The organism is Pseudomonas persica, assembly GCF_900291015.1.
Taxonomy (GTDB): domain Bacteria; phylum Pseudomonadota; class Gammaproteobacteria; order Pseudomonadales; family Pseudomonadaceae; genus Aquipseudomonas.
In genome coordinates, this window is the sequence record NZ_OLKL01000200.1 from 1 (window position 1) to 262 (window position 262).

1 protein-coding gene is annotated in these 262 nt (G+C 68.7%); it reads right to left on the minus strand.

Going from position 1 to position 262, the window contains the following annotated elements; translation table 11 throughout:
* The coding region (locus FQ664_RS26260) for a calcium-binding protein (RefSeq protein WP_218570437.1) at window positions 1–262 on the minus strand (262 nt) is incomplete at both ends.

The following is a 262-nucleotide window of genomic DNA, read 5'->3' on the forward strand; positions in this document are numbered from 1 at the left end:
CATCACCGCCGAACAGTTGGTCGGCGCCGCCAAGGCCGTTGAGCACATCGTTGCCGCCCAGCCCCGACAGCGTGTCGTTGCCCGCACCACCGGTCAGGGTGTTGGCCCCGGCAGTACCGACCAGCACCACGCCTGGCGGCGGCACCACCGCCGCAGTCGCTGCCGAGGTCAGCGTTTCCAGGGTGCCGAAGGCGTCGGTGTAGCTCACGACCACCCGCAACTGCCGGTTACCCTGTTCGAAGCCCGGAGTGAAGGTTGCAGC